Raw genomic sequence first — 26473 nt, forward strand, 5'->3', positions numbered from 1 at the left:
TAACCAAACAACCAGATGCTGTATTACCTATTTGAATATTTAGAGCGCGCATACAACTTCCCGGGAGCGAGTCTTTTTGGCTTTATCACCTTTAGGGCAGCTGTCGCGATCATTATGTCTCTGGCGATTTCGACCATTTGGGGTAAGCGTATCATTTTGTATTTACAGAAGAAACAATTGGGTGAGTCGATTCGTGATCTGGGGCTTGAAGGTCAGGTAGAGAAAGCTGGTACACCTACAATGGGTGGAGTGATTATCATCCTAGCGACTTTGGTGCCGGTGTTCCTTCTTGCAAGGCTTGAAAATATATATGTTATCCTGCTTATCATCACGACGCTGTGGATGGGAGCCATAGGTTTTATGGACGATTTCCTGAAAATCAGAAAGAAAAACAAAGAAGGTTTACAGGGGAAGTTTAAGATTTTCGGTCAGGTAGGACTGGGGATCATTGTGGGGGCAACGATGTTTTTCCACCCCGGGATAACCGTTAAAGAAGAAAACCCGGGATCAGATACGCTTACCGAAGCTGTTGAGACACAGGAACGCGAGACAGCACAGGAAGAAAAGGCGCTTACGACCACCATTCCCTTTGTGAAAGATAACGAGATCGACTATAGCATTTTGGTAAGCTGGATGGGTGACGATTATGTGAAATATGCCTGGTTGCTGTTTATACCTATTGTGATTTTTATCGTAACCGCGGTATCAAATGGAGCTAATCTAACGGATGGGATAGACGGTCTTGCGGCGGGATCTTCGGCAATAATCGTATTAACACTTGGCATATTTGCCTGGGTGTCGGGTAACATCATTTTTAGTGATTACCTGGATGTGATGTACATACCCCGATCTGGTGAGATGGTAATTTTCATCACTGCTTTTGTGGGAGCACTTATTGGGTTCCTCTGGTACAATACCTTTCCCGCACAGGTTTTTATGGGTGACACGGGTAGTTTGACTATTGGTGGAATCATCGCGGTAATCGCGATTGCCATCCGGAAGGAATTACTCATTCCCATTTTATGTGGAATCTTTTTTATGGAAACGCTATCTGTGATGCTGCAGGTAAGTTGGTTTAAATACACCAAAAGCAAAACCGGTGAAGGACGGCGCATCTTTTTGATGTCACCGCTACATCATCATTACCAGAAAAAGGGAATTCACGAAAGTAAAATTGTGACCCGGTTCTGGATTATCGGCATTTTACTGGCGATCATCACCATTGTCACTTTAAAAGTCAGATAGGGTTAGAAATATCAAGTACAAAATACAAAATACGAAGTAAATAGATTAAGAAAATAAAGGAAAACTGATTGAGTCGAGAGTTAAAAAATAGAACTATAGAATTTGCAATTGCGTGTGGTGAGTTGTGTTCAAAACTTCCCGTTAACAGAAGATACGATGCATACTGCAGGCAACTCATAAGATGTTCAGCCTCGGTTGGTGCAAATTATAGAGCTGCTTTAAGGGCAAAATCAGATAGAGATTTTTTAAACAAGCTGAAGATTGTTGAAGAGGAAGTTGACGAAAGTCAATTTTGGCTGGAGCTATTGGAGCGAATAGGGGAGAAAGAAATACACAGAATTAAAATTTTACAAAAAGAAGCGTCTGAACTTACTGCAATTTTCGTGGCGAGTATTAGGAAGGTAAGATCTAAAATAAAAGAGACCAAAAATGGGCCAGGCACCAAGTAAATCTATTTTGTATTTCGTATTTCAAATTTCGTATTTCTTATGAGACTAGTAATACTGGGAGGTGGAGAAAGCGGAGTAGGAACCGCAATTTTAGGTAAAAAGCAGGGGTATGCGGTTTTTGTTTCCGATTTCGGAACGATCAAAACCAAATACCGGGACGTTCTTAAAAATTATGAGATTGAATGGGAAGATGGCGGTCATACCGAAGCCAAAATCCTCAATGCAGACCTGGTGATGAAGAGTCCGGGAATTCCTGATAAAGCACCGCTAATTCAGAAGTTGGTTGCAGCAGGAATACCAGTGATATCAGAGATTGAGTTTGCTTCCAGATATACCAATGCCACATTAATAGGCATTACCGGAAGTAATGGTAAAACTACCACTACGCTGATGATGGCTCAGATTTTAAAACAGGCCAAATTTAAAAGTGTGGCGGCGGGCAACATTGGAGACAGCTTTGCACGATGGGTGGCCCTTGATGATCAGGATTATTACGCGTTGGAGATCAGTAGTTTTCAGCTGGATGGGATTGTAGGTTTTGCGCCGCATATCGCGATTTTGACCAACATCACTCCAGATCATTTGGACAGATATGAATATAAGTTTGAAAATTACATCCGCTCAAAATTCCGCATAGCAGAAAATCAAACGGAGAACGATTACCTCATCTACGATGCAGATGACCCGGTAATCACAGATTGGCTGGAGCAACATCCGGTAAAGGCCAGGTTGATGCCTTTTTCAATTTCAACAACAGTAAAACAGGGAGCATTTTATGCTCAGGACGAAATAACAATTATAACTGACGATACAAGCATGACGATGTCAACAAAATCAATGGCGATTAAAGGCCAGCACAACACCAAAAACGCAATGGCAGCAGCTACTGCGGCAAAACTTTTAAGCATTCGCAAAGCGACCATCCGGGAGTCTTTAGAAGGATTTCAGGGTGCAGAACACCGTCTGGAGCACGTGCTTAAAATCAATCATGTATCGTATATCAACGATTCTAAAGCCACTAACGTCAATGCTACTTTTTATGCTTTAGATAGTATGAGTGCCCCTACGGTATGGATTGTAGGAGGTGTTGATAAAGGCAACGATTACAAAGATTTGTTTCCGTTAGTTAATGAAAAAGTGAAGGCGATCATTTGCCTTGGGAAGGATAACAGTAAGCTGTTGCAGGCATTTGGAAATATGGTTGAAACTATTGTGGAAACCCAGTTCATGTCTGAAGCAGTAAAAGTTGCCTATAAGCTAAGCGAAAAGGGAGATGCTGTATTGTTATCACCTGCATGTGCAAGTTTCGACCTTTTTGAAAACTACGAAGACCGCGGGCGTCAGTTTAAAGAAGCTGTGAGGAATTTGTAAAATACGAAAAGTAGAAAGTAAAAGGTGAGAAGTAAAAGGAATAAAACAATTCAACTTTTTTTCACAGCTTAAGAAACCGAAAACCGAAAACCGAAAACCGAAAACCGAAAACCGAAAACCGAAAACCGAAAATTGAGCAGTACTAAAAACATATTTTCAACCTTAAAAGGAGACCGGGCGATCTGGGCGATAACCGCATTTTTGGCGTTGTTTTCCTTTTTGCCTGTGTTTAGTGCGAGCAGTAACCTGGCTTACCTCTACGGCAATGGCGATACGTTTCCGTTTTTAGTAAAGCATTTTATGCATTTGGTGTTGGGCTTTGCTATTATTTACGGGGTTCATAAGGTACCGGCGCATTACTTTAAGGGCCTGTCTATTATCGGAATTCCTATCGTATTGCTTTTGTTGCTCATTACCTTAGTTCAGGGAACTACCATTGACGGAGCGAACGCCAGTCGCTGGATTAAAATACCTTTTGTTGGAATTACATTTCAGACTTCGACTTTGGCTTCGGTGGTGCTGATGATCTACATAGCGCGCTATCTGTCTCGCATAAAGGACAAAACCATCACATTTAAAGAAAGTATTTTGCCGCTTTGGGTACCTGTGGCTTTGGTAGTAGGGCTCATTTTACCGGCAAACTTTTCAACCGCGGCGATCATTTTTGCGATGGTGCTTACGCTGGTTTTTATGGGTGGTTATCCTTTTAAATATCTAGGAATCATTGTTGCGGCGGGCTTGCTAACCCTCACACTTTTTATTCTTACTGCGAAAGCATTCCCCGGGGTTTTTCCTAACCGGGTAGATACCTGGATGAGCCGGATTGAGAATTTTACCGGAGAAGAAGATGGTGAAGGCGATTACCAGATTGAAAGAGCAAAAATTGCGATTGCGACCGGGGGAATCACAGGTGTTGGGCCCGGTAAGAGCGTGCAGAAAAACTTTTTGCCTCAGTCTTCATCAGATTTTATTTACGCCATTGTGGTGGAAGAATTTGGTTTGATTGGGGGTCTTACGCTCCTGCTGATGTACTTGCTGCTATTGTTCCGTATTCTGGTTGTGGCGAATAAGGCAACCACGGTTTTTGGAAAGTTAACAGCCATCGGGGTTGGGTTGCCTATAGTGTTTCAGGCGCTGATCAATATGGCAGTGGCGGTAGAATTATTTCCGGTGACCGGGCAAACGCTCCCGCTCGTGAGTAGTGGAGGTACCTCGATTTGGATGACCTGTTTAGCGATTGGTGTGGTTTTAAGCGTAAGTGCAAAACGCGAAGAGGCAAAAATTAAGGAAGAAGAAGAAATGAATCCGCTTGATATTTTGAGTGAAGCGATTTAGAAATACGAAATACGAAATACGAAATACGAAATACGAAATACGAAATACGAAATACGAAATACGAAATACGTTTTTTAAAGAACCAAGAACACAGAAGTGAAAAGTAAAAGGTAAGTGGTGAAAAGTGAAAGAAATAAAACGATTCAGCGATTCAAAAAATTCACGATTCAACTTTTTTTCACAGCTTAAGAAAACCGAAAATAACGAATTGAAGACTTATAAATTCATATTATCTGGCGGCGGAACCGGGGGGCATATTTACCCGGCGATTGCGATTGCAGATGCTTTAAAAGCAAAGTATCCGCAGGCGGAATTTCTTTTTGTGGGTTCGCAGGATCGTATGGAGATGCAAAAAGTGCCTCAGGCGGGTTATAAAATTGAAGGACTTTGGATTGCGGGAATTCAGCGGAAGCTTACCTGGTCAAATCTGATGTTTCCGTTTAAGCTAATCAGCAGCCTGTTTAAATCGGCACGCATCATTAAAAAATTTAAGCCCGATGTGGTGATAGGTACCGGCGGTTTTGCCAGTGGACCTTTACTGGAAATGGCGACCCGCTATCACGTGCCGGCCCTGATTCAGGAGCAGAATAGTTTTGCAGGGATTACAAATAAACTTTTGGCTAAAAAAGTGCAGAAAATCTGCGTGGCCTATGATGGGATGCAGCAATTTTTTCCGGAAGAAAAAATAGTAAAGACCGGTAATCCCGTGCGTCTCGATTTGCTAAAAACCGAAGAAAACCGCGAGGCAGGACTTACAAAATTCAATCTGGATCCCAATAAAAAAACCTTGCTTATTCTGGGTGGAAGTCTGGGTGCGAGAGCTATCAACAGATTAATTGATCGTGAATTGCAGTTTATTCTCGATCAGGGTTTACAGGTAATCTGGCAATGCGGACAGTTGTATTATGAGGAATATAAAGCTCATAACAATACAGAAAACGTACAGGTGCTGGCGTTTATAGATACGATGAATCTGGCTTATGCCGCGGCAGATGTGATTATTAGTCGAGCCGGTGCAGGTTCGGTTTCTGAATTGGCGCTGGTAGGTAAGCCGGTGATTTTTATCCCGTCACCCAATGTGGCCGAAGATCATCAGACTAAAAATGCCGAAGCGGTAGTAGCTAAGAATGCGGCGATAATGTTGAAGGAAAGCGAACTCGAAACGCATTTTGAACCGGAGTTTAAAAAATTGATTGGTGACGAAATTCGCCAAAATGAATTGGGCGCAAATATTAAAAAGTTGGCTTTACCACAGGCGACACAACGTATTGTACGGGAAGTAGAAAGCCTGCTGAAACTGAGCAAACAAGATAAAGAATAAAGAACGAATTGAAGAACCTCGATAACATATCACACGTTTATTTCATCGGCATCGGCGGGATTGGGATGAGTGCGCTGGCACGCTATTTTAAGGCGGCCGGTAAAGCTGTTGCTGGGTATGATAAGACTCCTTCGGGCATTACAGATGCTTTGGAAGATCTGGGTATTGCCATTTCGTTTGAAGATTCAGCAGAAACCATTCCTTCGGCATTTAAAAACAAAGAAACTACGCTGGTGGTGTATACGCCTGCGGTTCCTAAAGCGCATAAAGGCTATCAGTACTTTGTACAACAAGGATTTGATATTCAGAAACGTGCAGCGGTACTAGGCTTTTTAACCCGCGAAAAGTTTTGTCTGGCTGTCGCCGGTACTCATGGTAAAACCACAACCAGTGCTATGCTGGGTCATCTCATGGCGGCTTGTGATTTACCGGTTACTGCATTTTTAGGCGGCATTGCCGAAAACTACCAGAGTAACCTCATTCAACAGGGTGAAGATATCGTGGTGGTTGAGGCTGATGAGTTTGATCGCTCGTTTATGCAATTGTATCCCAATATTGCAGCCATTACCTCAATGGATGCAGATCACCTGGATATTTACGGGGATGCTGAAAGCTTGCAGCAAAGTTTTCGTGATTTTGCAGCGCAGGTGAAAGAAGACGGGGTGTTGTTTGTCAAAAACGGACTCCCATTAGACGGAATAACGGTTGGGGTCGAAGATGATTCGGCCTATACCGCTTTAAATATTAGAATAGAAAACGGGGCGTATCGGTTTGATTTAAAACATCCCGATGGCCTGATTGAAGATTTAGTGCTTAACCTGCCTGGTAGACATAATTTGTCTAACGCGATAACCGCTTTGGCGATGGCTTTACGATACGGCTGCCCTGCCGAGAAGCTCGCCAAAGCACTATTCGCCTTTAAAGGGGTTAACCGCAGATTTACCTATAGAATTAACACAGATGCCGAAGTGCTCATAGACGACTATGCGCACCATCCTACCGAAATAGATGCCGTGCACAGCGCGGTACGCGAAATGTATCCGGGTAAACGGGTGCTTGCGGTTTTTCAGCCGCATCTGTACAGCCGTACCCGTGATTTTATGGAAGATTTTGCAGCCAGTTTGTCGCAGTTTGATGAACTCCTGTTGCTTGATATTTATCCGGCACGGGAAGAACCTATTGAAGGCGTGAATTCCCGGAGTTTATTGAATTTGATCACTACTCCGCGTAAGGAATTGGTTCAAAAACAGGAACTCCGCGAAAAACTGGAAGCTTCCGAGGCATCGGTAAAAGTGATGATGGGCGCAGGTGATATAGGGGAAGAGATTTTAAAACTCACTAAAACTTTAAGTCTATGAAGATCAATTGGTTTTACATAAGGATGGTGGTTTTGGTGTTGGTGACCTTGTTTCTGGTGGCTTTTTCGCACAAGCGAAATGCTTCGCGAAAGGTGAAGCGGGTGGAAGTATATTTTGAGGCCGGGGCAAACCTGTTTATTACGGAGGAAACGGTTGATAAATTGTTGATACAAAATCAGAAAGCCCTTGAGGGACAGGCTAAAGAAATTCTAGATTTGAGAAACTTGGAGCAAAAACTCGACGCGCACGCAATGATTTCTGATGCAGATGTTTACCTCACCCTAGATGGTGTTGTGGGAGCAACTGTTAAACAACGAAAGCCCCTTGCGCGTGTGCAGGCTCAGGAATCGTATTACATTGATGAAACCGGGGCAGCGATGCCTTTGTCTTCTAATTATTCTGCCCGCGTACCGCTCATTACGGGTTTGACGCGTGAGCAGATTGATGAAGTATATCCGCTATTGAGCTATTTACAGGAGGATGAACTGTTGCAAAAACAGATAATCGGGATAGAACGGACTAAGGGCGGGGACTATATTTTAACACCTCGGGTGTTAGACTATAAGATCAATTTGGGAAAGGTTAGCGGCTTGCAATCTAAGTTTGCAAATTATAAGGCTTTTTACCAAAAAGCTATTAAAGATAGCAGTCTTGCGGTGTATAAAACCGTTGATTTACGCTATAAAGGACAGGTCATAGGGACAAAAAAATAAGTTATGGAGCAGAAAGACATAGCAGTAGGACTGGATATCGGTACAACTAAAATTGTAGCGATGATTGGCCGTTATAATGAATACCACAAACTCGAGATTCTGGGCATAGGTAAATCGAAGAGCCTTGGCGTACATCGGGGTGTGGTAAACAACATTACCCAGACCATACAGTCTATTCAACAGGCGGTGCAGGAAGCAGAAAGCGTTTCGGGGATGAAGATTGAAGATGTTGTGGTAGGTATAGCGGGGCAGCACATACGCAGCCTGCAGCATAGCGATTACATTACGCGTCCTGATGCAGATGAAGTGATAGGACCTAAAGATATTGACACCCTGTGCAATCAGGTACATAAACTCGTGATGCTTCCGGGAGAGGAGATTATACACGTGCTTCCGCAAGAATATAAAGTAGACGGTCAGGCCGAGATCACCCAGCCTATCGGGATGTACGGCGGCAGACTGGAGGCTAATTTTCACGTTGTGGTAGGTCAGGTAAGCAGCATCCGTAACATTGGGCGTTGTGTAAAAAGTGCCGGTCTTAATCTCGATAAAATTACTTTGGAGCCTTTGGCTTCGGCTAATGCGGTGTTGAGTCAGGAAGAAAAAGAAGCCGGTGTTGCGTTGATTGACATAGGTGGTGGTACAACAGATCTTGCCATTTTTAAAGATGGAATCATCAGACATACGGCGGTTATTCCTTTTGGTGGTAACGTAATCACCGAAGATATTAAAGAAGGTTGCAGCATTATTGAAAAGCAGGCTGAATTGTTAAAGATCAAATTTGGCTCTGCCTGGCCTGGAGAGAATAAGGATAATGAGATTGTTTCCATCCCCGGTTTACGCGGAAGGGAGCCTAAGGAGATTACCCTTAAAAATCTTTCAAAAATCATTCATGCGCGCGTGGTTGAGATTATTGAGCAGGTGTATCTCGAAATAAAAAATTACGGTCACGAGGAGCAAAAGAAAAAACTTATTGCGGGTATTGTGCTTACAGGTGGTGGCTCGCAACTCAAGCACCTGAAGCAGCTGGTAGAATATATCACGGGTATGGATACGCGTATAGGTTATCCTAACGAGCACCTGGCCGGCGATAGTGATGCAGAAACTACGAGTCCGCTTTACGCGACGGCTGTAGGTCTGGTTATGAACAGTCTGGAGCACCGTAGAAATGAAGTAGTAGAGCAGCAGGATACTGCTGTAGTTGAAGAAGAACCTGTAATTCAGGATTCTGAAATTGACGATGAGATCGAAGAACCCCAACTTCAACAGCCTAAAGAGAAAAAGGTGCGTAAAAGCATTTTTGACACCTGGGCTGAGAAGTTCAAAGATTTTTTAGATAACGCAGAATAAAAATTGACAACAACCAACTAAAGCTTGCATACCCGTTTGCTTTAGCGATGAAAAAGAAAACAACAGAAACCGGTAAAACGAATATATTATGAGCAACACAGATTTTGAAAACATTTCGTTTGATTTGCCCAAAAATCAAAGCAACGTGATCAAGGTAATTGGCGTAGGCGGAGGCGGTAGCAATGCTATCAACCACATGTTTAGCCAGGGTATTAAGGGTGTGGACTTTGTGGTCTGTAACACAGACGCGCAGGCACTAGAAAACAGTCCGGTGCCTATTCGCATTCAGCTGGGTGTGAGCCTTACCGAAGGTCTTGGCGCCGGTGCCAATCCCGAAGTAGGAGAGCAGGCAGCTATTGAAAGCCTTGAAGAAGTAAAGCAAATGCTGGGAACTAACACCAAAATGGTATTTATCACAGCCGGTATGGGTGGTGGTACCGGTACGGGTGCGGCTCCGGTAATTGCAAAAATGGCTAAAGAGATGGATGTGCTTACCGTGGGTATTGTCACTATTCCGTTTCAGTTTGAAGGTAAGATGCGTAACGAGCAGGCTCAGCTTGGGGTAGAGCGTTTACGTTCTCACGTAGATTCACTTATCGTGATCAACAACAACAAGCTGCGCGAGGTTTACGGTAATTTGGGCTTTAAGGCCGGTTTCAGCAAAGCTGATGAGGTGCTTGCAACGGCCTCAAGAGGTATTGCAGAGGTGATTACGCATCACTATACGCAGAACATTGACCTTCGTGATGCAAAAACCGTATTAAGTAACAGTGGAACTGCCATAATGGGTAGTGCCAGTGCCAGTGGTGGTAGTCGTGCTCAGGACGCCATTAGAAAAGCGCTTGACTCTCCGTTATTAAATGACAATAAAATCACCGGTGCTAAAAACGTATTGTTGCTCATCGTTTCGGGTACCGAAGAGATTACTATTGATGAAATAGGAGAAATCAACGATCATATTCAGGATGAGGCCGGTCACAGCGCAAACATCATTATGGGTGTGGGTGAAGAAGAAAGCCTGGGTGACGCAATTTCGGTTACCATTATCGCAACGGGGTTTAATGTTGAACAACAAAACGAGATCGTTAACACCGAAACCAAAAAAATTATTCATACGCTTGAAGACGAGCAGCGTGCACAGCACGATCTTTCGCCTAAAAGCACCGGCCGTACCTTAGACTTTTCGGCGCCAGCCCAAAAAGAAGAGCCAAAGCCAGAAAAAAAACCTATCGTACACACGCTTGATGATACCGATGATCCTATGGATCTAATGGTTAACAAGCCCAGGGAAGAAGCGCCTAAAAATGAAATGGATCTGATTCCTACGACCGATTTAATTCGGAATATTCAGGTGGTTTATGAAGAAGTTATTGATTACAGCTCCGCATCTGAACCTGTAGCCGAATCGAATGATGAGGAGCTTGAGTTTAAGATTGTAAGCGTTGAGGAGCCAAAACGGGAACCAGTTATTAAGCCTAAAGAAGAAGAACAGTTTACGCTCTCTTTTGATCTTCCGTTAAATGAAGAGAAACCTCTTAAGCCTGAAATTAAGAAAGAGGAAGAACCTCAGGAAATTGTCTATACATTAGACGACGATATCAGCGAAATCGAAGTGAACAGTCCTATCGAGATTGTTTCGGTGACCGAAGTTAATGAGAACGGCGAGAAGCGTTACAGTCTGGATGATTATATGGAAATGGAGGAGCATTTGAATAGTGCAAAACCCGTACAAACAAAGAAACAGGAAGTTAAAAAAGTAGAGGAAGAGCCTCAGGTAAAGCAGGTGCAGGCTAAAGCTAAACCTGAAGAGCACGTAGAAGAAGGTGATGAAGATCCTACAAACACACCCATTTCGCAGTTGCTTACCGAGCGTGCGGCAGAGCGCAGACGTATGATGAAGGAGTTTAATTATAAATTCCACAACAACCAGTCGCGCATTGATGAGATTGAAAAGCAGCCGGCTTACAAGCGTATGGGAGTAAATCTTGATGAAAACCCTTCGGCAAAAGGGTCTATGTCCAGAACTTCATTAAGTACAGATGAAAATGATGAGATCCAGTTGCGTAAAAACAACTCGTTCTTACACGATAATGTCGATTAGTTAGTAAAACCGATGTGAAAGGGCCGGTAGCGTGAGTTACCGGCTTTTTTATTGGCGCTGCTCTTAGATACATTAACTTATGACTTGCTATAAGGTGGTTCATACTTATTTTTTGAACAAAATATGGGGAAACCATCAAAAAGTAAGTATATTCGCAATCCGAAAATTATACCCGATATGAGTTTGCAAAACGAAGTTATGGCGGCTATGAAAGCAGCGATGAAGGCTAAAGATCAAAATGCTTTAGCATCCCTTCGCGCAATCAAGTCGGCTATTTTAACTGCTCAAACAGAGAGTGGTGCTTCCGGGGAGCTAACTGAGGAGGAAGAGGTGAAAATGCTTCAGAAACTGGTTAAGCAACGTAAAGATAGTGCAGCGATTTATCAGGAACAGGGGCGTGAAGAGATGGCTCAGGAAGAGTTGGCTCAGGCAGCAGTAATTGAGCAGTTTTTACCCGAGCAGATGAGTGAGGAAGAAATTGAAAAGGTAGTAGCTTCAATAATTGAGAAAACAGGCGCTTCTGGTATGCAGGATATGGGTAAAGTGATGGGGATGGCTTCTAAAGAACTGGCCGGCCGTGCAGATGGCAAAACCATCTCTACTATAGTAAAGAAAAAGTTGTCTTAAGTCAAGATTGTAAATAACAGGTTTTCAGTCCTGATTAAACTGGAAAAAGGCTACGTGGCGCTCCCGAAGCGTCGAGAGAATAGCGAACATTAGATTTCACTGAGAGTTTTACAGTGATTTATAAAATTAACGCCTGAAAGTGCGACTAAACTTTCAAAGGGCTCCGTGGCGCAACTGAATAGCGCATCAGATTTCGGCTCTGAGGGTTGGGGGTTTGAATCCCTCCGGGGTCACAAAAAAACGCTGTCATTTAAATGACAGCGTTTTTCTTTTTTAAGAATAAGATTTGTGTTTTAAATCCTAGAATTGCTTTAATAGAGATAATTTAATGCAACAATGTCATTGGGTCCAAATTCTCCTGTAACTCTTGTTGAAAAGCACGACAGCATGATTGATGTAGGATCAAAGCCATAAGGAGTTCCTGGTATGTGAACCGCTCCGCTAGGGTTTGCCAATTCTCCAAAGCTAGGTCGGCCACAACTCTGGCGCGTAAACCAATCTGTATGGCGAAGACCTACTGTGTGTCCAAGCTCATGGGTTATTACGTGCGTATTAACCTGAAGTGAAAAAGCTTCCATTCCAGAGAAGATTTGAACAGTACCAAAAGGATTGCCAGCACTTGGAAAGCCGGCAACACCACCTGCCTGGCCATTTGGGTTTTGAAATACGTAGGTATCGCCACTTAATAAAGTGGGTATGTCTGAAGTTATAGTTAGATTAAACGTTAAACCTATTCCTAAGTCATTATAGTTATCTATGGCTGCCTCAAGAGCCTCTAGTTGTTTTGGAGTTAAATTTAAAGGGTCTCCATTACCGGCATAACCTGTTACTTCAATTACTCGTGGTGACTCAACAAGATTGTAGGTGCGGTATTGCTTTGTATTAGTCTTAGCTACCTTCATACTCTCAAGCTGAGATTTACTTATTGCGATGTCACCTTCTACAAGGTAACTGGTTTCGATTTTTCCGTCAGGAAATCTTGTAGTTATTGTTTCAACATCATCGCTATTTAAGCTTAAGGATTTGATTTTTGAGATCGTTTGAGCAGTAATCTCTAGGTTTTCAGTTTGAATTTCTTCAACCTCTGAAGTTACTTCATCAGTCTGGCAGGAGATAACTAATGAAACTCCTGTTACAAAAAGTAAAAATTGTTTTTTCATAAAGATTGCTTTAAGTTGGTTTATAGGTATTAATTTAATTAAAAAAAAATCATATAAAGCCTTGATTTTTAATTTTTTATAAATAAATCCGTTTATCTGTAAACTCGGGGTTTTAACGAAAAATTTGTATTAAGTAAATTTTATGACCTAGCTTGATGACACTGAAGAAAGATCTACAGCTTCATAATTAATGAGGAGTTGGCCTACTTTTTTCAATCAACATCAACTTAAACTTATCAATCGATGAAAAAAACTATTATTTTATTAGGTAGTGTGCTTTTTGTAGCAGCTGCCTCAGCACAGAGCAATGAAAGTCTTGTGAGTCAAACAGGCGATAACAACGAGATTGTTGTATCGCAAACGGGGCAAAGTAATTTTTCCAGCGCTAATCAGAATGTTCTTGGTAACGAAGCTGATATTACCCAGGATGGTCTTATAAACCAAAGCTTCCTGGATCAGACAGGAAATGCCAATCTAACAAGTGTTGACCAGCTAGGGAGTTTTAATTTCTCTAGCGTAAATCAAACAGGACAACAAAATATAGCATCTGTCGATCAGGACGGTTCTGGGAATACCGGTTTTATTACTCAGGTAACTAATGCGGGAGGGTCGTTAAATAACTCCAGTATTATTCAGGAAGGTAACGGTAACTACGCCCTTGCAGACGTTTTTGGTAGCGAAAATGAAACGGATATCTTACAATGGGGTAATTCTAATCAAGCTTTTCAAATTGTCGAAGGGGCAGCAAATGTGGCAACAATTACGCAAGGTGAGGCCTTAACGGGCTTTGCGTCTTCTCAGGGAAGTTTAGCGCAGCAGGAGCAGTATGGTAATGATAATAGTTCTAGTATAACTCAAAGAGGTACGGGACAGTTTGCGCTGCAGGCTAGCTTGGGTGATGATAATGAAGTTATTGCATATCAGGGTAATATTGGTAATTTCTCCAGACAAGTTCAAATTGGTAACGGTAACTTTGGTCGTACTCAGCAATATTTTTCTTCTAATATTTCTCTGCAAGAGCAATTTGGAGATGATAATACTGCAATCACCAGACAAACAGGCGTAGGAAATAATTTTGCAACCGTCGCTCAAAATGGTGCAGAGAATTACGCCCTTCAGACACAGAACGGTTTAGGCAATGGAGCTGCGGTTACCCAATTGGGACTTGATCATTCTAGTATAATTAATCAGCTGGGAACTGGCAATCAATCTGATGTTTTTCAAACGGAATAATACAAATTGGTTTATGTTATAAAAGAAGGGCTTGTCCAAATGGATAAGCCCTTCTTTTATCTATATATTTTCGAAAATAAAGCGTAATTAATGTTCGCATTTGAAGCAAAGTTTTGCTTTGCTTTTAAGAATTGCGATTATTTTTTGTTTGATAAGTTTATTTTAAATAGTTCAGTTTAATAGCGTTTCAATTAGGCGCTGCGCGCTGCGCTTGAATTATTTTACAACACACTTATACTACCAGATTTCGGCTCTGAGGGTTGGGGGTTTGAATCCCTCCGGGGTAGCAGCTTAAACCGCAATTGAAACATGTTTCGATTGCGGTTTTTTTATTTATTTCGGTTTCTTTTCGGGAAAAACAATATCTTAGTCATCACTATTAATTATAAATAATAGCAAAGTTTGCAGCCCCACAGACTCAATAAATATTCAGGGATCCTCATTTTAGTGCTTGTGGTCCTTGGGATAAATCTTTTTTCGGTATACCGATTTGACCTACAGATCATGAGAATGGTGAGGTCAGTGTCTACATTGGTTTTTTTGCTGGTTTATTTTTTGCTTACAAATAAGCGGGACCGTTGGATCACCTGGGGTCTGATACTGCTAACACTTCGGGATTTTGTGCATCTTTTTTTTGAAAGAACCTGGGGAGCAGAACTTTATTTAATTTTAAGCACATTGAGTTATATCCTTTTCATTATAGAACGACTGCCTTTTTTAAAGGCATCCGGCTTTAAAAAATCGTCTTTTTTGATTGCCGGATTACTTTCACTGGGAAATATCACCATACTCTATATGTTATCTGGTTTTGTAGAGAATCAAATGCAGGATACTTTAGAATTACCCCTGTTTTATTGCTTGGGCGGGTCTTTAATTCTACTGGTTTCAAGTGCGTACTATTATAACTTCACACTTAATAGCAATCGCTCCCTGCGATTTGCGTTAATGGTTACCGGATTTATCATTGCAGATGTCTCCGCCTGTTTGGCTTATTACAATGATTATGAAGGGTTATGGTATGCAGATCGTTTCTTTTATGCGTTTAGTCTGGGTTGCCTAATTTGTTTTGCTATTGATAGCGAGGGTGCACTTAGAGAACAGGAAGATATTGAGATGTTAAAAGATAGATTATAAAAGAACTCAAAGATATTTTCATATTTGAGTGGTGATGCGAGAGAAGAGCTTGATAGAAAGATTTTAGAATTTTGCGTTTCTTTGTAGCACCAACTTTTATTTTTCTTATAATTTAAGAGAGTATGAAAGGCATAAGTATTAAAAATTCAGAGCGGTTTAAAACGCTTGCAGGTATTTGTGCTGTGCTCATACTGATCAATGTTCTTGCCGTGTTTTTTTTCTCAGCGTATTTGTCGCGCACTGTTAGATTTGTTGGTTCGACTATTTTAATCAGTTACTTTTTAGTTGTTTTTCCGCAGCAGCGCAATAAGGTTCTACTGGTGCTTGGAGCGTTCTGGCTAAGAGATATTGCAGCCATATTTTATGAGGAAGACTCCAATACCTTGGGGTATTTTATATTTGGAGCTATAGCCTATTTAGGCATGTTCTTCAGGCAATTAAAAAGCTTGCTACGCTTTAAAATAATTACACCCTCTATTACAATTACCGGTGTAGTGGTTTTGGCTTGTTTTGGTTTGTTGTATAGTTTAGAGTCTATCCTTGATGAAGGGGAATATGAACACAGTTTAATCTATTACTACTATTTTCTGGGAATAAGTATTGTTTTCTCAATCCTGCTTGCTATCTACTATTACTATAGAATAGGAGGTCTGCGCGCTTTGCTCTTTTCTTTCGCGGTTTTTTCATTTACGATCTCTGATATAGCGGCTTATCTTGGGATTTATCAGGAGAACTATTCGTTTTTTTTGGTTACCCGTATATTCTACTTTGCAGGATTATTAATGCTTATGAATTTCTCCTTATCTCAGGATGCTGACCGGGATGAAAGTTTACCAGAGTAAGCACCGCTGTACCTGTACAATTACAAAATTACTTTTATAGCTTTCCATACCTTGCTTTAGATAACTGAATAAACCTTTATTTTACGTAAATTCGCGTGCAATTAAAATTCCCATGCTAGACAGATTAAACTTTATAAAACAACGCTTTGACGAGGTGAGTGATTTAATTATTCAACCGGATGTGATCAGCGATCAGAAGCGTTATATAGAACTCAATAAAGAATACAAAGACCTGCGCGCCATTATGGATGAGCGCGAAAAATACATTCAGCTTACACAGCGCATTGAGGAGGCTGAAGAAATCATTGCCGATGGTAGTGATCCTGAAATGACCGAAATGGCCAAAATGCAGCTTGAAGAAGCGAAAGAGGCTAAGCCGGGTCTTGAGGAAAAAATACGTTTTATGTTGGTTCCTAAAGATCCCGAAGATGCCAAGAATGCGGTGATGGAAATCAGAGCAGGAACCGGTGGTGATGAAGCCAGTATTTTTGCCGGAGATCTCTATCGTATGTATATGAAATATTGCGAGAGCAAAGGTTGGAAAACCAGCACGATTGACTACAGTGAAGGTACCAGTGGCGGTTTTAAAGAGATTCAGGTTGAAGTTACCGGTGAAGATGTTTACGGAACACTTCGTTTTGAGGCCGGTGTACACCGTGTACAGCGGGTACCGCAGACTGAAACCCAGGGGCGCGTACACACCAGCGCGGCAACTGTGATGGTTTTTCCGGAGGCCGAAGAATTTGATGTGGAAATCGATCCTAAAGAAGTACGTATCGATTATTTCTGTTCGTCTGGACCCGGTGGTCAGTCTGTAAACACCACCTATTCTGCAGTGCGTTTAACGCACATTCCAACCGGACTTGTAGCTCAATGTCAGGATCAGAAATCCCAACACAAAAACAAAGAGAAAGCTTTTAAAGTACTACGTTCGCGTTTATACGATATGGAGCTTGCCAAACGTCAGGAAGAAGAGGCAGCTAAGCGTGGTTCTATGGTGACCAGTGGAGACCGTAGTGCTAAAATACGCACCTACAACTACCCACAGGGGCGTGTAACCGATCACCGTATCAACCTTACGCTTTACGATTTGTCAAACATCATTGATGGGGATATTCAGCGTATCATAGACGAACTCCAGCTTGTGAGCAATACTGAAAAATTAGCCGAAGGTGGAGAATCTATTTAATTCTTAAAGCATCAAGACGTGACTCTGGAGCAACTGGTAGAACAAATCAAAATTAAAAAGGCGGTACTTTGCGTGGGTCTTGATACCGATCTCGATAAAATACCCAGGCATCTTTTGGAAGACGAAGATCCGATTTTTGCCTTCAACAAGGCGATTATTGATGCCACGCACCAGTACGCGGTTGCTTACAAGCCCAATACTGCTTTTTATGAGGCCTACGGTTTAAAGGGGTGGGAGTCACTTGAGAAAACTATTAACTACCTCAATTCTGAATATCCGGAGTGTTTTACGATTGCAGATGCTAAGCGCGGAGATATAGGCAATACTTCAAGCCGCTATGCCAGGGCATTTTTTGAAGATCTGGGTTTTGACTCGGTAACAGTCGCCCCATATATGGGTAAAGATTCGGTGGAGCCTTTTTTGGCTTTCGCCGAAAAGTTTACCATAATGCTGGCGCTTACTTCAAATCCCGGAGCATTTGATTTTCAAACCCAGAAAATTGAAGCCGAAGAATTATATAAACGGGTTTTAAAAATCTCAAAAACCTGGGAACATAGCGAAAGATTGATGTATGTGGTTGGGGCCACAAAAGCCGAATATCTAGCTGAAATACGGCAGATTATCCCTGAAGCCTTTCTGTTGGTTCCCGGAGTTGGAGCGCAGGGTGGAAGCGTTGACGAAGTATTCAAGTATGGTGCAACCCCAGATGCCGGACTACTTATCAATTCGTCCCGTGGTATTTTATATGCTTCCAATCAAAAGGATTTTGCTGAAGCTGCTGCTGCGGAAGCTCAAAAACTACAAAGTCAGATGGCCGCTCATATTGAGAAGTTGGGTTAAAGTCCTAGCTTTGACCTTATGAATGATCAATTGGGCCGGGTACTCACAATAACTTCTCCCCCACAGCGTATAGCTTTTCTGGTTCCCAGTCTCACAGAGCTTTTGGTTGATTTAGGCCTTGAAAAACGTCTGGTGGGAGTAACCAAGTTTTGTGTACATCCTAAAGATTTACGGTCTAAAAAGACTGTGGTTGGAGGTACAAAAGCCATTCATGTCGATCGTGTCGCAGCGCTGCAACCTGATTTTATACTGTGCAATAAAGAAGAAAATACTCCTGAGATTGTTGAAGCCTGCACCGCTCTGGCACCGGTTTACGTTTCAGATACCATAAGTTTTCAGGATGTCTATGCTTTGCTTGCTGATCTGGGTGAATTACTTGAGATTAAAGAGAAAACGAATCAGCTTACTCGTGATTTACAAAACCGAATTTCTGCTTGCCATAGAAAAACAGCCGCTCAGCCAAAACGCTCTGTGGCCTATGTGATTTGGAATGATCCGTTAATGGTAGCAGGCAATAACACTTTTATTAATACTATTCTCGATTTTTTGGGTTTCTCGAATGCTTTTGCCCACAAAAAAGAGCGATATCCGGTTATCGATCGAAATGAACTGAATGAGTTGGATTTAGTTTTGCTTTCATCGGAACCTTTTCCGTTTAAAGAAAGGCATATCGAATCTTTTAAGCAGTTTACTGATGCGAAGATTCTTTTGGTAGATGGCGAATACTTCAGTTGGTACGGTACCCGACTCTTAAAGGCTTTTGATTATTTTGATGAGTTGCTGAAAACTCTCAACAAAAATTAACGTGTGCCTTATTTATCAGTGGCGTAACTGGATTCCCGAATAGCTTCAGTCTCTTCTGCAGTTTTAAAAACATCCCAGCCTTTACCCTGTGTGCGTCTTGCTCCTAAAATATTAGCGTACTGAGCAGCCCGCACAGGATCATTGTATTTTGCAAAGCCATAAGCGAGTCCGCCGGCAAAACTGTCTCCGCAGCCGGTGGTGTCTACAACTTTATCAACCTTAATAGAAGGAATCCAGTCTTTTTTAACCTTCCCGTCCTGCATATGGTAAAGAATACAGCCCCGCGAATCCATAGTGACGTAGAAATAGGAAACGCCTTTTTTCAAAACGTGTTCAGCCAGGTCATCCAGGTGTTCTGTTGCGTTTTCGTCGTAAATAGAGGGGATTTCGTGCTCATATTCTCTTGCGAAAGACATGCACTGGGACTCCTCAAGATTCATTTTAAGCACGTCTATGTAAGGTAACCATTCATCCCGGTCAACCCAGAATTTTCTATGACGGTGCCCTTTGACATCCATCGCGGTTGTTGCGCCGTGCGCATCAAAAATAATTTTGCCTTTGCTGTGCTTTTTGATGTGCTTCAACGTGCTCAGGCTGATTTCAAAATCAGTAATCGGCACAAAAACAAAAGCATCAGCATCCAAATGTTGTTTTATATGCTTCGGGCGTATGGGATTCATACAGGCAAGCTGCTTTTCTTCCCGATTGTTTTGATCTTTAAAATCGAGTAAAATAACAGTGCCCCGGTCTTCTTTACTGTTTATACCTTCGAGACTTACATTCCTAAATGCCTCAAATTCCTTGGCAATTCCGGCTTCATCTTTTTGATGAATATTGGTGACCGGCACTACACTGCCTTCATCTGCCAGCAGTTTTGATAAGGCAATTACCGGGTGTGTAACACAACCGTAGCGCATAATGATGTCATTTTCATACGTTGAAATGGTATCCCTTGGGATGGGGCCTGCTACAACTATTTTTAAAGGCTTACTCATAATTTTTTTAATCTTGAAGTGCAAAAACCCGTTTTAACAAAGCAGTAGTGCGCGCGGCAAAATTGTTGCGAATATCTTTTTCCTCTACAGCGATCATCGTATAAACACCCTTTAAGGCTTCATTGGTGACATAATCAGTGAGGTCAGGGTTAACGTCATTGGTAAGGGGTAAAGCATTATAACGGGTAATCAAATCAGTCCAAATTCTATCGGCACCTACTTTGCTAAACGAATTTTGAATCACGGGATTGAATTTGGCATACAGCGCAGTCTGTGTCCGGTTTTGCAGATAACTGGTAGCTGCGGTGTCGTTGCCCAGCAGTATATTTTTAGCATCGGTAAAGGTGATGCCTTTTACAGCATCCACAAAAATAGGAGTTGCTTCACTCACGGCATCTTCGGCAGCACGGTTAAGTACCTTCAAACCCTCATCAGCCAGACTGCCTAATCCCACATTTCTAAGGGTGCGATCTACTTTTTGAAGTTCTTCGGGTAATAGTATTTTTACAAGCTGATTGCCGTAAAAACCGTCTTTCTGGGTGAGCTTGCTTACCTGTTTTTCGATTCCAAAATCAAGTGCCTGACGCAGACCGCTGGCGATGGTGGCATTATCTACGCCCACCTGATTGGGCAGGCTGTCTACAACAGATTGCAATTCGGCGCAGGCGCTTAACGTAAGTATACAAACAAGGGCTATTATTTTTTTCATGAAAAAGTCTAAATACTTGATTTTTAGTTTTCGCTAACGCGAAAAGCAAACAGGAGTGATCCTGCCTATTCTGAGTTAAGTTAAGCTATTCTCTTAAGATTAAAAAACCTTAGGCAAAAATCACTGTTTTGTTGCCGTAGACCAGAACCTTGTGCTCAATATGCGCTTTGATCGCGCGGGCGAGTACTACTTTTTCCAGATCGCGGCCTTTTAAAATGAAATCCTGTACCGAATGTACGTGAGAAACCCGAACGATTTCCTGCTCGATGATTGGGCCTTCGTCTAAATCTGCCGTGACGTAGTGGCTGGTGGCACCTATGATTTTCACCCCGCGTTCAAAAGCGGCGTGATAAGGCTTGGCACCGATGAATGCCGGAAGAAACGAATGGTGAATGTTAATAATCTGGTGTTTGAACTGCGACACAAAATCATTGGAAACAATCTGCATATAGCGGGCCAGGACAATCAAATCGATTTTGTTATCGCGTATGATGCGTATTTGTTCTGCTTCGGCCGCTGCCTTGGTTGTTTTAGTAACCGGAATGTGCTTAAATGGAATATCAAAACGTTTAGCCACGATCTCTAAGTCTGGATGGTTGCTGATGATGAGCGGGATTTCTACTTCCAGTTCTCCTGAAGCATTTCGCCCTAAAAGATCATAAAGGCAATGATCGTACTTCGATACAAAGAGGGCCAGTCGAGGTTTATGCAGCGCATCATAGAGCTGGTATTTCAGCTGGTAATCGGCCTCAAACTGGTCAACAAATTGCTTTTCAAATTGCGCCAGGCTAAAATCGGGTTCGTCAAACTCAGCTTCAACCCTCATAAAAAACACCCGTTCCTCTCGATCTACGTGTTGATCGAGATACACGATGTTTCCTTGTTTTTCTAAAATAAACTGCGTGATGGTGGTTACAATCCCTTTGCGGTCAGGGCAATTGATTAAAAGCGTAATTTTCTGCATAATATGGTGATGCGGTTAGTTACAACCTGTATTTTTAGCCGATGTTTTGATTAAAGCTAATCTAGAAAATTACCTTCCAATTTAGAATATTAATACTGTAAAATAAATGCTATTTAGGTAGCAATTATTTAATTTAGTAGCCTCTGTAAAGTAAAATATTACGAATGAATCAAATTAAGCCCTATTCGCCTACTCATAAAGTACGTATTGTAACCGCAGCCTCACTATTTGACGGTCACGATGCTGCCATCAACATCATGCGCCGCATCATTCAGTCTACCGGGGTCGAAGTCATTCACCTGGGCCATGACCGCAGCGTGGAGGAGGTGGTTAATACGGCTATTCAAGAAGATGTGCAGGCAATCGCCATGACTTCGTATCAGGGCGGACACACCGAATATTTTAAATATATGTATGACCTGCTTCAGAAGAAAGGAGCGGGGCATATTAAAATTTTCGGCGGTGGTGGCGGTGTGATCCTTCCCGAAGAGATCGAGGAGTTGATGAATTATGGCATTACCCGCATTTATGCACCCGATGATGGTCGCGAAATGGGTTTGCAGGGAATGATTAATGATTTGGTGGAGAAAGCCGACTTTAAAACGGAAGCCTCAGCTTTACCGGAGGCTGCTGAAATTCCGAAGAAACTAAAAGAAAAAGACGTAAATACAATAGCACGCCTGATTTCGCTGGCGGAAAATGATCACGATGCTTTTAAAAGCTACTTTGAATGGAAAAATCAAAGCAAGAGCACTCCTGTCTTGGGAATTACCGGGACCGGTGGCGCCGGTAAATCATCATTGGTTGACGAACTCGTACGTCGTTTTCTGACCGATTTCCCTGAGAAAACCCTTGGGATTGTGTCTGTCGATCCTTCAAAACGGAAAACCGGCGGAGCACTCCTAGGTGATCGAATTCGAATGAATGCGATTAATTCACCAAGGGTGTATATGCGTTCGCTGGCGACCCGTCAGAGCAATCTGGCCCTTTCAAAACACGTGCAGGAAGCGGTTGAAGTGCTTAAAGCGGCTGAGTATGATTTGATTATCCTGGAGACCAGTGGTATTGGTCAGAGCGATACCGAAATCCTGGATCACAGTGATGTCTCGTTGTATGTGATGACGCCTGAGTTTGGTGCGGCCACCCAGCTCGAGAAAATCGATATGCTTGATTTTGCAGATTTGGTAGCCATCAACAAGTTCGATAAGCGCGGAGCGCAGGATGCCTTGCGTGACGTAAAAAAACAATATATGCGCAATCATCAATTGTGGGATACTCCGCAGGATGATTTGCCCATTTACGGCACTATCGCCAGCCAGTTTAACGATCCCGGAATGAATCGCCTGTACAAAGCGATTATGGATGCGTTGGCCACCAAAACCAATGCCGGTCTGAAAAGCACGTTTGAGATCAGTGATGAGATGTCTGAAAAGATATTTGTGATCCCCCCGGCACGTACGCGCTACCTTTCAGAAATTGCCGAAAACAACCGCAGCTATGACGCTACCGCAGTTTCGCAAAGTGCCGTGGCACAAAAGCTTTTTGGTATTTATAAAACCATTGAAACAATTACCGGTAAAGTGCCTGATCTGGATAAAGCAGGTCTTGTTTTGGAGGAAGATTTACAGGAAGGTGATTTGGCTAAACTTTTATTGGCCGAATTTGATAAACTCAAAATGGATCTCGATCCCTACAATTGGGAAGTGATTACCGGCTGGGAAGAGAAAGTCAACCGTTATAAAAATCCGGTTTATACCTTTAAGGTAAGGGACAAAGAAATTAAAATAGATACGCATACCGAATCGCTTTCCCATCAGCAAATTCCTAAAGTGGCTTTGCCAAAATATGAGGCCTGGGGTGATGTTTTAAAGTGGGTATTGCAGGAAAACGTACCGGGAGAGTTCCCATATACGGCCGGACTATATCCTTTTAAACGTACCGGCGAAGATCCTACCCGAATGTTTGCGGGCGAGGGTGGACCCGAGCGTACCAACCGCCGTTTTCATTATGTGAGTATGGGTTTGCCTGCAAAGCGCCTTTCTACGGCTTTTGACAGTGTGACGCTTTACGGTAATGACCCCGATCACCGTCCTGATATTTACGGAAAAATTGGGAATGCCGGGGTTTCTATCTGCTGTCTGGATGATGCCAAGAAGCTGTATTCGGGCTTTGATCTGTCAAACCCGATGACTTCGGTGAGTATGACCATAAACGGGCCGGCGCCTATGTTGCTGGGCTTTTTTATGAATGCGGCAATCGATCAGGCTTGTGAGAAATATATTAAGGAAAACGGGCTGGAAGATGAGGTTGAGGCAAAGCTGAAAGCAAACTACGACGACAAAGGCCTGGAGCGTCCCAAATACCAGAATTTTTCTACAGAAGTCAAACAGGCGGAAGGGACCTTGCCGGAAGGAAACAACGGCTTGGGACTTATGCTGCTGGGTATTACCGGAGATCAGGTTTTGCCAAAAGCCGTTTATGAAAAAATCAAAGCTGAAACCATCAGTCAGGTGCGAGGCACCGTACAGGCCGATATTTTAAAGGAAGATCAGGCGCAAAACACCTGTATTTTTTCTACGGAATTCGCGCTACGTCTGATGGGTGATGTGCAGGAATATTTCATCGAAAACCAGATCCGTAATTTCTACTCGGTTTCCATTTCGGGTTATCACATTGCAGAAGCGGGTGCGAACCCCATCACCCAACTGGCATTTACACTGGCAAACGGTTTTACCTACGTGGAATATTACCTGAGCCGTGGGATGGATATTAATAAATTTGGTCCCAACCTTTCGTTTTTCTTTAGCAACGGGATTGATCCGGAATATGCGGTGATTGGGCGTGTGGCGCGTAAGATTTGGGCGAAAGCCTTGAAGCTTAAATACGGTGCCAACTCCAGAGCGCAAATGCTGAAGTATCACATACAGACTTCGGGTCGCTCGCTGCACGCGCAGGAAATTGACTTTAACGACATACGCACCACCTTACAGGCGCTTTATGCGATTTACGACAATTGTAATTCGCTGCATACCAATGCCTACGATGAGGCGATTACCACGCCAACTGAAGAAAGCGTACGCCGTGCGATGGCGATACAGTTGATTATCAATAAGGAATTGGGTCTGGCTAAAAATGAAAATCCTATTCAGGGTGCTTTTATTATTGAAGAACTAACCGACCTGGTGGAAGAAGCTGTATTGCTTGAATTTGATCGTATTACTGAAAGAGGCGGAGTACTTGGTGCGATGGAAACCATGTACCAGCGCAGTAAAATACAGGAAGAAAGTTTGTATTATGAAACCCTGAAGCATAACGGGGAATTCCCGATTATCGGGGTGAATACCTTTCTGAGCAGCACGGGTTCGCCCACCGTAAAACCTATGGAAGTCATCAGAGCTACCGAAGCTGAAAAGCAGGCGCAAATAAAAACCCTGACGCAGCTACACAAGGCTTATGAAGACAAAGCCCAAAAAGCGTTGGAAGGCATACAAAACGCGGCAATTCAGAACGAAAATATCTTTGAACACCTGATGGAAGCCACCAAGGTTTGCTCTTTAGGTCAAATAACCAGTGCTCTTTTTGAAGTAGGAGGGCAGTATAGGAGAAATATGTAAGCAGGATACCAAGATTTTAAAGCGCAAGCGCATAAAATCTTGAGTATATCGCTTACCCTGAGCGAAGCCGAAGGGTCGTCGCTCTTTCAATCTGATTTTTTTTTAGTCGTTTAAAGGTTTCTTTAAAAGAAGGCTTTGCCGCAGGAAATAGTGTGCGAATCGCTTACCCTGAGCGAAGCCGAAGGATTTTTTTGGTTATGACAAACTTTTGTTTGGGAGATAATGCAGATAAAATTTCGAGTATATCGCTTATTCCAAGCGAAGCCGAAGGGTTTTTAAATTCTTATTTGAAATGAAATTCAGACCTCACAGGTTTTTAAAACCTGTGAGGTCTTTTTTTTTAACTGGAATTATTCTTGTAAACCCGCGTGAGGGATAGTAGCGGAAATCCTGTTTTTGCTTTCAGGCAAAAATAGATTGCAGCGTATAGCCCGACCCGCAGGGGCACGCCCAAATGCAAAACAGTAGACTTCGTACTATTGATTCCGGGGTCTAATGTCTAAAATCTATAGTCTCAAGTCTCCCATCTATCTAATCCTCAAAATCAAAATCATCGGGATCGAAGGGTATATCGTCATCCGGGTCGGGATCGTCGTAGTTCACTCCCGGCGGATTAAACAAGCCCCAGCGGTCTATGATGTAATTCCACGGGTCAAAAGTCTGCACCCACTGAGCAAATAAAACCCGGAAATGCTCAATCTCGTCGCGCAGTAAATCGAGGTATTCGGTTTCTTTAAAGCCATACATCTCGAGTCCGGTCATATGTGTGGCGAGTTCGCGGGCGCACTTGCGTATGATTGCGGCCTTTTCCATTTTGATGTCGTATAGATCGCAGTTCCACGCGCCGGCAATCTTCGCAGGGATGATCGAAGCATCTTCGCGTATGTATATTGCGTGGCTACGCAGAATTTCCTGCTCTTCAGGCGTGTCGCTCTGCAGTTCGTAGGACGAGGCGATTTCGGCAATTCGGTTGGCCAGCTTTAAAATTTCGTAAGCTTTCTGGTAAAGCGGGCTAAAACGGTAATCCTCATAAGGAGTATCATCTTCTGAAGACATGATTTTTGGATTTTTTGCTGTATCCCTAAAATAGGGTTTTCTTAAGGAATAGACAGAGGCGGG

At 42.7% G+C, this 26473-nt stretch carries 22 protein-coding genes and 1 tRNA gene; 18 read left to right on the top strand and 5 right to left on the bottom strand.

The window, feature by feature from the left end:
• Window positions 1-15: 15 nt before the first annotated feature.
• The 11 genes from mraY to CJ305_RS03390 all read left to right on the top strand — a co-directional run bounded on the left by mraY (window position 16) and on the right by CJ305_RS03390 (window position 12103).
• The gene (mraY, locus tag CJ305_RS03335) at window positions 16-1245 is read left to right on the top strand and encodes a phospho-N-acetylmuramoyl-pentapeptide-transferase (protein ID WP_099644799.1); all 1230 of its coding nucleotides are present in this window, start codon (window positions 16-18) and stop codon (window positions 1243-1245) included.
• A gap of 68 nt (window positions 1246-1313) precedes the next feature.
• A complete protein-coding gene (locus CJ305_RS03340; protein ID WP_099644800.1) occupies window positions 1314-1694 on the top strand; it encodes a four helix bundle protein in 381 nt (126 codons plus the stop codon).
• Window positions 1695-1733: 39 nt separating this feature from the next.
• On the top strand, window positions 1734-3065 hold the full coding sequence (gene murD / locus CJ305_RS03345; RefSeq protein WP_099644801.1) for a UDP-N-acetylmuramoyl-L-alanine--D-glutamate ligase: 1332 nt from the start codon (window positions 1734-1736) through the stop codon (window positions 3063-3065).
• Between the two features lie 132 nt (window positions 3066-3197).
• On the top strand, window positions 3198-4400 hold the full coding sequence (locus CJ305_RS03355; protein ID WP_099644802.1) for an FtsW/RodA/SpoVE family cell cycle protein: 1203 nt from the start codon (window positions 3198-3200) through the stop codon (window positions 4398-4400).
• Between the two features lie 208 nt (window positions 4401-4608).
• Window positions 4609-5721, top strand: a complete 1113-nt coding sequence (murG, locus tag CJ305_RS03360; protein ID WP_099644902.1) for an undecaprenyldiphospho-muramoylpentapeptide beta-N-acetylglucosaminyltransferase — start codon at window positions 4609-4611, stop codon at window positions 5719-5721.
• Between the two features lie 8 nt (window positions 5722-5729).
• Window positions 5730-7079, top strand: a complete 1350-nt coding sequence (gene murC, locus CJ305_RS03365) for a UDP-N-acetylmuramate--L-alanine ligase (RefSeq protein WP_099644803.1) — start codon at window positions 5730-5732, stop codon at window positions 7077-7079.
• Window positions 7076-7792: a cell division protein FtsQ/DivIB gene (locus CJ305_RS03370; protein ID WP_099644804.1), complete on the top strand. Its 717-nt coding sequence runs from the start codon at window positions 7076-7078 to the stop codon at window positions 7790-7792. Before murC ends, CJ305_RS03370 begins: the two co-directional genes overlap by 4 nt.
• Before the next feature lie 3 nt (window positions 7793-7795).
• Window positions 7796-9142 carry a cell division protein FtsA gene (gene ftsA, locus CJ305_RS03375; protein WP_099644805.1) on the top strand — a complete coding sequence of 449 codons (1347 nt, stop codon included), beginning with the start codon at window positions 7796-7798 and terminating at the stop codon, window positions 9140-9142.
• An 88-nt stretch (window positions 9143-9230) separates the two neighbouring features.
• Window positions 9231-11243 carry a cell division protein FtsZ gene (gene ftsZ / locus CJ305_RS03380; protein WP_099644806.1) on the top strand — a complete coding sequence of 671 codons (2013 nt, stop codon included), beginning with the start codon at window positions 9231-9233 and terminating at the stop codon, window positions 11241-11243.
• 177 nt (window positions 11244-11420) lie between these two features.
• On the top strand, window positions 11421-11870 hold the full coding sequence (locus CJ305_RS03385; protein ID WP_099644807.1) for a GatB/YqeY domain-containing protein: 450 nt from the start codon (window positions 11421-11423) through the stop codon (window positions 11868-11870).
• A 159-nt stretch (window positions 11871-12029) separates the two neighbouring features.
• Window positions 12030-12103, top strand: a tRNA-Arg gene (locus tag CJ305_RS03390).
• 78 nt (window positions 12104-12181) lie between these two features.
• Here the strand turns inward: CJ305_RS03390 and CJ305_RS03395 are convergent.
• Window positions 12182-13030: a M57 family metalloprotease gene (locus CJ305_RS03395; RefSeq protein ID WP_099644808.1), complete on the bottom strand. Its 849-nt coding sequence runs from the start codon at window positions 13028-13030 to the stop codon at window positions 12182-12184.
• Between the two features lie 243 nt (window positions 13031-13273).
• Here CJ305_RS03395 and CJ305_RS03400 point away from each other — a divergent pair, with 243 nt between their 5' ends.
• From CJ305_RS03400 to CJ305_RS03425, 6 genes are all read left to right on the top strand, one after another.
• Window positions 13274-14263, top strand: a complete 990-nt coding sequence (locus CJ305_RS03400; protein WP_099644809.1) for a hypothetical protein — start codon at window positions 13274-13276, stop codon at window positions 14261-14263.
• Window positions 14264-14884: 621 nt separating this feature from the next.
• On the top strand, window positions 14885-15397 hold the full coding sequence (locus CJ305_RS03405) for a hypothetical protein (protein ID WP_223248788.1): 513 nt from the start codon (window positions 14885-14887) through the stop codon (window positions 15395-15397).
• A 122-nt stretch (window positions 15398-15519) separates the two neighbouring features.
• Window positions 15520-16239 (top strand): hypothetical protein, encoded by a 720-nt coding sequence (locus CJ305_RS03410; protein ID WP_099644811.1) that lies wholly within the window; start codon window positions 15520-15522, stop codon window positions 16237-16239.
• A gap of 112 nt (window positions 16240-16351) precedes the next feature.
• The gene (gene prfA, locus CJ305_RS03415) at window positions 16352-17428 is read left to right on the top strand and encodes a peptide chain release factor 1 (RefSeq protein WP_099644812.1); all 1077 of its coding nucleotides are present in this window, start codon (window positions 16352-16354) and stop codon (window positions 17426-17428) included.
• An 18-nt stretch (window positions 17429-17446) separates the two neighbouring features.
• Window positions 17447-18268, top strand: coding sequence for an orotidine-5'-phosphate decarboxylase (gene pyrF / locus CJ305_RS03420; RefSeq protein ID WP_099644813.1), 822 nt, complete (start codon window positions 17447-17449; stop codon window positions 18266-18268).
• Between the two features lie 18 nt (window positions 18269-18286).
• A complete protein-coding gene (locus tag CJ305_RS03425) occupies window positions 18287-19072 on the top strand; it encodes an ABC transporter substrate-binding protein (protein WP_099644814.1) in 786 nt (261 codons plus the stop codon).
• Between the two features lie 8 nt (window positions 19073-19080).
• On the opposite strand, the gene CJ305_RS03430 is transcribed toward CJ305_RS03425, so the two are convergent.
• From CJ305_RS03430 to purU, 3 genes are all read right to left on the bottom strand, one after another.
• Complete coding sequence (locus tag CJ305_RS03430; protein ID WP_099644903.1) at window positions 19081-20067, bottom strand: carbohydrate kinase family protein; 987 nt, start codon at window positions 20065-20067, stop codon at window positions 19081-19083.
• A 7-nt stretch (window positions 20068-20074) separates the two neighbouring features.
• Entirely contained in the window at window positions 20075-20776 is a 702-nt protein-coding gene (locus tag CJ305_RS03435) for a DUF4197 domain-containing protein (protein ID WP_099644815.1), read from the bottom strand.
• Window positions 20777-20885: 109 nt separating this feature from the next.
• A complete protein-coding gene (gene purU, locus CJ305_RS03440) occupies window positions 20886-21740 on the bottom strand; it encodes a formyltetrahydrofolate deformylase (protein WP_099644816.1) in 855 nt (284 codons plus the stop codon).
• A gap of 164 nt (window positions 21741-21904) precedes the next feature.
• Here purU and CJ305_RS03445 point away from each other — a divergent pair, with 164 nt between their 5' ends.
• Window positions 21905-25354 (top strand): methylmalonyl-CoA mutase family protein, encoded by a 3450-nt coding sequence (locus CJ305_RS03445; RefSeq protein WP_099644817.1) that lies wholly within the window; start codon window positions 21905-21907, stop codon window positions 25352-25354.
• 531 nt (window positions 25355-25885) lie between these two features.
• Here the strand turns inward: CJ305_RS03445 and CJ305_RS03450 are convergent.
• A complete protein-coding gene (locus tag CJ305_RS03450) occupies window positions 25886-26410 on the bottom strand; it encodes a hypothetical protein (RefSeq protein ID WP_099644818.1) in 525 nt (174 codons plus the stop codon).
• Window positions 26411-26473: the final 63 nt, after the last annotated feature.

The organism is Leeuwenhoekiella nanhaiensis (genome assembly GCF_002744755.1).
GTDB classification, from domain to species: Bacteria; Bacteroidota; Bacteroidia; order Flavobacteriales; family Flavobacteriaceae; genus Leeuwenhoekiella; species Leeuwenhoekiella nanhaiensis.

Coding starts and splice junctions, on each gene's coding strand:
- mraY (WP_099644799.1), top strand. CDS start 16: ATGCTGTATTACCTATTTGAATATTTAGAGCGCGCATACAACTTCCCG.
- murD (WP_099644801.1), top strand. CDS start 1,734: ATGAGACTAGTAATACTGGGAGGTGGAGAAAGCGGAGTAGGAACCGCA.
- CJ305_RS03370 (WP_099644804.1), top strand. CDS start 7,076: ATGAAGATCAATTGGTTTTACATAAGGATGGTGGTTTTGGTGTTGGTG.
- ftsA (WP_099644805.1), top strand. CDS start 7,796: ATGGAGCAGAAAGACATAGCAGTAGGACTGGATATCGGTACAACTAAA.
- ftsZ (WP_099644806.1), top strand. CDS start 9,231: ATGAGCAACACAGATTTTGAAAACATTTCGTTTGATTTGCCCAAAAAT.
- CJ305_RS03385 (WP_099644807.1), top strand. CDS start 11,421: ATGAGTTTGCAAAACGAAGTTATGGCGGCTATGAAAGCAGCGATGAAG.
- CJ305_RS03395 (WP_099644808.1), bottom strand. CDS start 13,030: ATGAAAAAACAATTTTTACTTTTTGTAACAGGAGTTTCATTAGTTATC.
- CJ305_RS03400 (WP_099644809.1), top strand. CDS start 13,274: ATGAAAAAAACTATTATTTTATTAGGTAGTGTGCTTTTTGTAGCAGCT.
- CJ305_RS03410 (WP_099644811.1), top strand. CDS start 15,520: ATGAAAGGCATAAGTATTAAAAATTCAGAGCGGTTTAAAACGCTTGCA.
- prfA (WP_099644812.1), top strand. CDS start 16,352: ATGCTAGACAGATTAAACTTTATAAAACAACGCTTTGACGAGGTGAGT.
- CJ305_RS03425 (WP_099644814.1), top strand. CDS start 18,287: ATGAATGATCAATTGGGCCGGGTACTCACAATAACTTCTCCCCCACAG.
- CJ305_RS03430 (WP_099644903.1), bottom strand. CDS start 20,067: ATGAGTAAGCCTTTAAAAATAGTTGTAGCAGGCCCCATCCCAAGGGAT.
- CJ305_RS03435 (WP_099644815.1), bottom strand. CDS start 20,776: ATGAAAAAAATAATAGCCCTTGTTTGTATACTTACGTTAAGCGCCTGC.
- purU (WP_099644816.1), bottom strand. CDS start 21,740: ATGCAGAAAATTACGCTTTTAATCAATTGCCCTGACCGCAAAGGGATT.
- CJ305_RS03445 (WP_099644817.1), top strand. CDS start 21,905: ATGAATCAAATTAAGCCCTATTCGCCTACTCATAAAGTACGTATTGTA.
- CJ305_RS03450 (WP_099644818.1), bottom strand. CDS start 26,410: ATGTCTTCAGAAGATGATACTCCTTATGAGGATTACCGTTTTAGCCCG.